The organism is Dietzia sp. SYD-A1, assembly GCF_015356725.1.
Taxonomy (GTDB): Bacteria; Actinomycetota; Actinomycetes; order Mycobacteriales; family Mycobacteriaceae; genus Dietzia.
Genome location: NZ_JADDKI010000342.1, coordinates 1 through 7,904, shown reverse-complemented (window position 1 = coordinate 7,904; position 7,904 = coordinate 1). Strand labels below are relative to the sequence as shown.

The following is a 7,904-nucleotide window of genomic DNA, read 5'->3' as shown; positions in this document are numbered from 1 at the left end:
CCAGTGGAGCCGGCGCGGGCGGATCGCCCGCACCGCGTCGGCGTACCCGCGGCAATAGTCCCACGACACGTAGTCGTCGGGGATCGGGTCGAACGCGGGCTCGTGGGGCAGGAGCGAACCGTCCTCGAGGAGCTGCATGAGGTTGGCGCGGAGCATGTCCCACTCGTGGAAGTGTTCCTCCGCACAGTCCTCGCACTGCACGGCCACGCCCTTGACACCGGTGGGTGCCAGGAGCTCGCGGAACTCCGCGAGATCGGCCAGGTCCTCCTCGATCGCGCGGCGCTCCTCCGCGTCGAGCGGGCCCGAGGGGATGCCGTCGTCCGCGGGGTCGAGCCCGGCCAGTTCCGCCGTCGGATCATCCGGATCGCCGGCGAACGGGTCGGGCGGCATGCCGTGCCGTAGGGGATCGTTCACCCCCTCACCGTACCCGTGGACGCCAGCCGGCGGGGCCGACGGTTCGAGCCCGGGACCCCGGACGCACTATCCTCGGACTCCAGACCGAGACGACCCCCAGGAGGACGGCAGATGAGCGAGTCGCGAGGCCCCGTGCGCACCGGCGGCGACGATCCCACCAAGGTCGCCATGGTGGGCCTGACCTTCGACGACGTGCTGCTGCTCCCGGCCGCTTCCGAGGTGGTCCCCAGCGAGGTCGACACGAGCACCCGACTCACCCGCGACATCACGTTGCGGGTGCCGCTGGTGTCGTCCGCGATGGACACCGTCACCGAGGCACGCATGGCCATCGCCATGGCCCGCCAGGGCGGGATCGGGGTGCTGCACCGCAATCTGTCGGTGGCCGACCAGGCGGCCCAGGTCGACACCGTCAAGCGGTCCGAGGCGGGCATGGTCACCGACCCGGTCACCTGTGCTCCCGCCAACACCCTCGCCGAGGTCGACGAGATGTGCGCCCGCTACCGGATCTCCGGCCTGCCGGTGACCGATGAGCGGGGTGAGCTCGTGGGCATCATCACCAACCGTGACATGCGGTTCGAGGTGGATAAGTCGCGGCGGGTGGACGAGGTCATGACCCGCGCACCGCTGGTGGTCGCGCGGGAGGGGGTGACGGCAGAGGCCGCGCTCGGGCTCCTGCGCCGTCACAAGATCGAGAAGCTGCCGATCGTGGACGGGGACGGTCGTCTCACCGGACTCATCACGGTGAAGGACTTCGTCAAGACCGAGAAGCACCCTGACGCCACCAAGGACTCGGACGGTCGACTGCGGGTGGCCGCGGCCATCGGGACGGGCGAGGACGCCTGGCAGCGCGCGGGCGCCCTGACCGAGGCCGGCGTGGACGTCCTCGTCGTCGACACCGCTCACGCCCACAACCGCAATGCACTCGAGATGGTCGCCCGGGTCAAGCGCGAGCTCGGCGACCGGGTCCAGGTGATCGGCGGGAACCTCGCCACCCGGGGCGCCGCCCAGGCGATGATCGACGCGGGTGCGGACGCCATCAAGGTGGGCATCGGCCCCGGTTCCATCTGCACCACCCGTGTCGTGGCGGGGGTGGGCGCGCCGCAGATCACCGCGATCCTGGAGGCCTCCGTGGCGGCCCATGCCGCAGGCGTCCCCGTGATCGCCGACGGCGGTATGCAGTACTCGGGCGACGTGGCCAAGGCGATCGCGGCCGGCGCGTCGGCGTGCATGTTCGGCTCCCTGCTCGCGGGCTGCACCGAGTCCCCCGGCGACCTGATCTTCGTGGACGGTAAGCAGTACAAGGTCTACCGCGGGATGGGATCGGTGGGCGCGATGCGCGGACGAGGCAAGCCCGGACAGGAGAAGTCGTTCTCCAAGGACCGCTACTTCCAGGACGACGTGCTGTCCGAGGAGAAGCTCGTCCCCGAGGGCATCGAGGGACGGGTGCCGTACCGGGGCGACGTCGCGCAGGTCCTGCACCAGCTCAACGGCGGGCTGCGTGCGGGAATGGGGTACACGGGATCGGCCACCATTCCCGACATGAACCGCGCCCAGTTCGTCCAGATCACGGCGGCGGGGCTCAAGGAGAGCCACCCCCACGCGATCCAGATGACCGTCGAGGCCCCCAACTACAACGTCAAGGACTGAAGCCGCGTGCGCAACGTCGTGGAGATCGGAATGGGCCGCGAGGCCCGACGGATGTACGGGCTCGGCGAGGTGGACATCGTCCCCTCCCGTCGCACCCGCAGTTCGAAGGAGGTGTCGACGTCCTGGCAGATCGACGCCTACCGGATGGACCTGCCCGTGATGACCCACCCGACCGATGCGGTGGTCTCACCCGAGTCGGCGGTGGAGTTCTCCAGGCTGGGCGGCCTGGCGGTGCTCAACGGCGAGGGCCTGTGGGCGCGGCATGAGGATCCTGAGGCGGCGATCGACGAGTTGCGCGAGATCGCCCTCGAGGACGTGACCGGCCACCGCGCGGTGGCTCGACTCCAGGAGCTGCACCGCGCCCCGATCGACCGGGAGCTGCTCGCGGCGGCGGTGCGACGGATCCGCGACGAGGGTGCGACCGTCGCGGTCCGGGTGTCTCCGCAGCACGCCCGCGAGCTCACGCCCGGCCTGGTCGGCGCCGGGATCGACCTGCTCGTGGTCCAGGGCACGATCATCTCCGCCGAGCATGTGAGCGGCGAGGACGAACCGCTGAACCTGAAGGACTTCATCCACGGGCTCGACGTGCCGGTGATCGCCGGCGGCGTGGTGGACTACAAGACCGCCCTGCATCTCATGCGCACAGGCGCGGCGGGTGTGATCGTGGGTTACGGCGGCGTCGACGGGGTCACCACGACGGGCTCCGTACTCGGGATGGAGGTGCACATGGCCACCGCGATCGCCGACGCGGCGGCCGCGCGACGCGACTACCTGGACGAGACGGGTGGCCGCTACGTCCATGTGCTGGCCGACGGTGACATCTACACCTCAGGCGACATCGCCCGTGCGGTGGCCTGTGGTGCTGACGCCGTAGTCCTGGGTCCGCTCTTGGCCGGCTCGTTGGAGTCCCCGGGGCGGGGTGTGTACTGGGACGCCGTCTCCGCCCACCCCAAGGTCCCCCGGGGGCATGTCGCGGAGATCGACGACGAGACGGCCCTGTCCCCCCTGGCCGAGGTGCTCGAGGGACCCACGAGTGCCCCGGACGGGACGCGGAACCTGATGGGTGGCCTGCGCCGCGCCATGGCCAAGTGCGGCTACTCGGACGTGAAGGGGTTCCAGAAGGTGGACCTGTCCGTTCGTCCCTGAGGCGGTGGACAAATCGAGCACTACTGTCGGGTAGGTTCGTGGTGCTCGGGTACTGTGACCCACACCTCGATCACCAGGGAGATCCACCATGACGACATCGGCGCCGTCGCCCTCGACCACCACCGCCCCCACCGGCAGTACCGACACGGACGTCCTCGTCATCGGGTCCGGATTCGGCGGAAGTGTCACGGCCCTGCGTCTGACCGAGAAGGGCTACCGCGTGACGGTGGTCGAGGCGGGTCGTCGCTTCGAGGACTCGGACTTCCCCAAGACGTCGTGGCGTCTCAACAAGTACGTCTGGGCGCCCAAGCTCAAGTTGTTCGGTCTCCAGCGCGTGCACCTGCTGCGCGATGTGATGGTCATGGCGGGGGCAGGCGTCGGCGGTGGCTCGCTCAACTACGCCAACACCCTCTACAAGCCCAACCCCCCGTTCTTCACCGACCGGCAGTGGGGCCACATCACCGACTGGGAGGACGAGCTCACCCCGTTCTACGACCAGGGGCGCCGGATGCTCGGTGTGGTCACCAACCCCACCCACACCCACTCGGACGACGTCATGAAGGCCGTCGCCCGCGACATGGGCGCCGAGGACACCTTCGTCTACACGCCGGTCGGTGTGTTCTTCGGGGAGAAGACCGGGGGAGAGGGCAAGCCCGGCGAGACCGTCCGCGACCCGTACTTCGGCGGTGTGGGGCCGGATCGGACCGCCTGTATCGAGTGCGGCGAGTGCATGACCGGCTGCCGGCACGGGGCCAAGAACACCCTGCTCAAGAACTACCTCGGCCTGGCCGAGCGGGCCGGGGCCCGGGTTCTCGACCGCACGACCGTCAGTGGGGTGCACGAGCGGGCCGACGGCACGTGGGAGGTGACACTCGAGCGCACCGGCGCCTGGACCAGACGGGGTAAGCGCACCACCACGGTGACCGCCTCTCACGTGGTGATGGCGGCCGGGACCTGGGGTACCCAGCATCTGTTGCACTACGCCAAGGACGACGGCGCACTGCCCCGGCTCTCGCCGGCGCTCGGAAAGCTCACCCGCACCAACTCCGAGTCGATCCTCGGGGCGATGCGCCCCAATTACCTGCCGGAACAGGACTTCTCGGAGGGCGTGGCGATCACGTCGTCGTTCCATCCCCGGCCGGACACCCACATCGAGCCCGTCCGCTACGGCAAGGGCTCCAACGCCATCGCGATCCTGCAGACCCTTCTCACGGACGGGGACGGGCCGCTCCCGCGGTGGCGCACCCTGGTCGACGAGATCCGCCGCAAGCCGGGCATGTTCTTCCAGCTCTTCTACCTGCGGCGGTGGAGCCAGCGGTCGGTGATCACCCTGGTCATGCAGAACCTCGACAACTCTCTGGAGACCTCGGTCAAACGTCGCGGTCCGTTCCGGTACGTCACCAGCAAGCAGGGCCACGGCGAGCCCAACCCGACCTGGATCCCCGCGGGCAACGAGGCCACCCGGCGGATCGCCGAGAACATCGGCGGACTGGCCGGCGGGACGTGGGGCGAGATCGCCAACATGCCGATGACCGCGCACTTCCTGGGTGGATGTGCGATCTCCGATTCGCCGGACAGTGGCGTCGTGGACCCCTACCACCGGGTGTGGAACTACCCGACGATGCACATCGTGGACGGGTCGGCCATCTCCGCCAACCTCGGCGTGAACCCGGCGCTGAGCATCACCGCCCAGGCCGAGCGGGCCATGTCGCTGTGGCCCAACAAGGGCGAGGCCGACCCCCGTCCCGCGCAGGGCGAGCCCTACCAGCGCCTGACCCCGGTGCCGCCCGCGTCGCCGGTCGTGCCGGAGGCGGCGCCCGGCGCGCTGCGTCTGCCGATCGTCGGGGTCTCCAGTGGGGGTGCCCCCGCCCGCGTGTGAGTCCGGGTGGCGGGTGGACCCGGCCGAGTTCGGTTGCGTGCGGGCTGCGCCTAGACTCGACCTCGTGGCCGAGAACGCGCAGACCGACTCCCAGTTCACCGCCGAGGCAGCGGCTCCCCGCCCCGTCCTCGTCGTCGATTTCGGCGCCCAGTACGCGCAGCTCATCGCGCGGCGGGTGCGCGAGGCGAGGATCTACTCCGAGGTGATCCCGCACACGGCGACGGTGGAGGAGATCCGGGGCAAGAACCCGGTCGCCCTGGTCCTGTCCGGCGGACCGGCCAGCGTCTACGCGGACGACGCCCCGGCTCTCGACCCGGCGGTGCTCGATCTCGGGGTGCCGGTCTTCGGCATCTGCTACGGCTTCCAGGCCATGGCGGGCGCCCTGGGCGGTGAGGTCGCGCACACGGGAAGCCGCGAGTACGGGCGCACCGACGTGACGGTGTCGGGTGGCCTGTTGCACGCCGGACTGACCGAGCACCACCCGGTGTGGATGAGCCACGGGGACGCGGTCACGACCGCGCCCGAGGGGTTCACGGTGACGGCCACGTCCCCCGGTGCCCCGGTCGCGGCGTTCGAGTGCGCCGAACGCCGGATGGCCGGTGTCCAGTACCACCCCGAGGTCATGCATTCGCCTCACGGGCAGCAGGTCCTCACCCGCTTCCTCACCGAGATCGCGGGCCTCGAACCCACCTGGACGGCGTCCAACATCGCGGACCAACTGGTGGAGGCCGTCCGTGAGCAGATCGGTGACGGCCGGGCGATCTGTGGGCTGTCCGGTGGCGTCGACTCCGCGGTCGCGGCCGCGTTGGTGCAGAAGGCCATCGGGGACCGACTCACGTGTGTGTTCGTCGACCACGGTCTGTTGCGCGCGGGGGAGCGGGAGCAGGTCGAGAACGATTTCGTGGCCGCCACCGGTGCCCGCCTCATCACTCTCGACGATTCGGAGACCTACCTCGGTCACCTCGCCGGGGTGACCGACCCCGAGTCCAAGCGCAAGATCATCGGCCGCGAGTTCATCCGGTCCTTCGAGCGTGCCGTCACCCAGGCCCTCGAACTCCAGGGTGACGACGCCGCCTCCGTCGACTTCCTCGTCCAGGGCACCCTGTACCCGGACGTGGTCGAGTCAGGCGGGGGCGCGGGAACCGCCAACATCAAGAGCCACCACAACGTGGGCGGCCTGCCGGACGACATCGAGTTCTCGCTGGTGGAGCCGCTCCGCCTGCTGTTCAAGGACGAGGTCCGGGCCGTGGGCCGGGAGCTCGGGCTGCCGGAGGCGATCGTCGGTCGGCACCCCTTCCCCGGCCCGGGCCTGGCCATCCGGATCGTCGGGTCCGTCGACCGGGACCGGCTCGAGACCCTGCGCGCGGCGGACGCGATCGTGCGCGAGGAGATGACCGCGGCCGGGCTCGACGCCTCGGTGTGGCAGTGCCCGGTCGTGTTGCTCGCCGACGTCCGCTCCGTGGGCGTCCAGGGCGACGGACGCACCTACGGCCACCCGATAGTGCTGCGCCCGGTGAGCTCCGAGGACGCCATGACCGCGGACTGGACGCGCGTGCCGTACGAGACCCTCGCGCTGATCTCGGGACGCATCACCAACGAGGTCCCGGACGTCAACCGGGTCGTGCTGGACGTGACCAGCAAGCCGCCGGGCACCATCGAGTGGGAGTGACGGGCGGCGGGGACATCTCGGCGCGGAGTCATCCCCCGACCGTGACAACCGGCCGGCCCCTGTGGACGGGGCCGGCCGGGTATCCGACGTCGGTGTGCGGGTCAGCGTCGGATGACCATCGCCAGCCCGACCAGGACCAGTAGCACGAGTGACGCGGCGATCATCACGGTCGTCGTGATCACCGGCGCGCCCAGGATCGCCCACACGGCGACCCCGAGGGAGAGCAGTCCGGCCACCGCGAGCACCGGCGACCCGGAACGTTCGCGCCGCGCGACCGCGTCCGTCGCGGGCTCGTAGGCCACCCCGTACCCGGCCGGGATCCCGTGCACGGGGGCGGCCCCGTACCCGGCTGCGACCCCGTACGCGGGGGAGGTCCCGTACGGGAACCCCTGCGCGTCGGTGACGCCGGAGCCGTAGGGAAGCGGGTCCTGGAGCGGCTGGTCGGGGCGGGTCGTGGAGTCGGAGTGCAGGCTGGTCATGTCGGGGCTCCCGGTGGATTGCGGTTCTTCGTGGTCCGTGTCGTCGGTGTGGTCTGGGTGAGCTGTCGGGTCGTGGGCGCGCGGGTCACTCATCGCGTCACCACGACGCTTCCGACGCCGGAGTGCACGCTGAGGGTCAGGACGGGGCCGGAGACATCGCCGGACAGGCCGGTCGGGCAGTCCACGCTCCCGATGTCGGTGGTGCAGTTCGTCTCCACGGTGACCCCGTCGGGCAGCAGCACCTGCACTTCTCCGACGTTGTTGGCGATGCTGTAGCTGCGATCGCGGTCCAGCTCCAACTCGCGCATGTCCACGGTGATGCTGCCGACCTGATGGTTGATCGGGGCGTCCAACTGGGCGGGGTCGGTGATCTCGATCAGCTGCTCGCCGGTGCCCTCCCAGCCGCCCTCGGGCACCTGGACCAGCGAGGCGAGAAGGACGAAACCGGCGAGGGGGCCGGCGACGACCAGCAGTCCGTGCCCTCTGCGGGTGACCGCGCCGACGAGTAGCCCGCCGGCCACCACGGCGAGTCCGATCGCGGCGATCCTCGTGGCGTCGAGCCAGACCACCCCGCCGAGTGTCGCCAGTCCACCGGCCACGGCCACCGCGATGAGCGCCAGACCGAGGGTGACCTTGGTCAGCCGGGACCGGGGGCGCGGCGGTGCGGCCG

General features: G+C 70.5%; 6 protein-coding genes and 1 pseudogene. 4 read left to right on the top strand and 3 right to left on the bottom strand.

All coding sequences use genetic code 11. From position 1 onward, the window contains the following. The coding region (locus tag IY392_RS13315) for a DUF5319 domain-containing protein (RefSeq protein WP_375292916.1) at positions 1–414 on the bottom strand (414 nt) is incomplete at its 3' end. A gap of 111 nt (positions 415–525) precedes the next feature. On the opposite strand from IY392_RS13315, the gene guaB reads away from it, so the two are divergent. The 4 genes from guaB (at position 526) to guaA (ending at position 6,755) form a co-directional block, all read left to right on the top strand. Continuing rightward, on the top strand, positions 526–2,061 hold the full coding sequence (guaB, locus tag IY392_RS13310) for an IMP dehydrogenase (protein ID WP_017837214.1): 1,536 nt from the start codon (positions 526–528) through the stop codon (positions 2,059–2,061). A 6-nt stretch (positions 2,062–2,067) separates the two neighbouring features. Then, positions 2,068–3,207, top strand: a complete 1,140-nt coding sequence (locus tag IY392_RS13305) for a GuaB3 family IMP dehydrogenase-related protein (RefSeq protein WP_182612598.1) — start codon at positions 2,068–2,070, stop codon at positions 3,205–3,207. Between the two features lie 88 nt (positions 3,208–3,295). Then, positions 3,296–5,086, top strand: coding sequence for an FAD-dependent oxidoreductase (locus tag IY392_RS13300; protein WP_107755873.1), 1,791 nt, complete (start codon positions 3,296–3,298; stop codon positions 5,084–5,086). A 64-nt stretch (positions 5,087–5,150) separates the two neighbouring features. After that, complete coding sequence (gene guaA, locus IY392_RS13295) at positions 5,151–6,755, top strand: glutamine-hydrolyzing GMP synthase (RefSeq protein ID WP_194861468.1); 1,605 nt, start codon at positions 5,151–5,153, stop codon at positions 6,753–6,755. Positions 6,756–6,856: 101 nt separating this feature from the next. Here guaA and IY392_RS13290 read toward each other — a convergent pair whose 3' ends face one another. Both IY392_RS13290 and IY392_RS13285 read right to left on the bottom strand, forming a co-directional pair. After that, on the bottom strand, positions 6,857–7,234 hold the full coding sequence (locus IY392_RS13290) for a hypothetical protein (RefSeq protein ID WP_156607106.1): 378 nt from the start codon (positions 7,232–7,234) through the stop codon (positions 6,857–6,859). An 89-nt stretch (positions 7,235–7,323) separates the two neighbouring features. Further along, a pseudogene (locus IY392_RS13285) lies at positions 7,324–7,904 on the bottom strand (hypothetical protein); the annotation flags it as partial.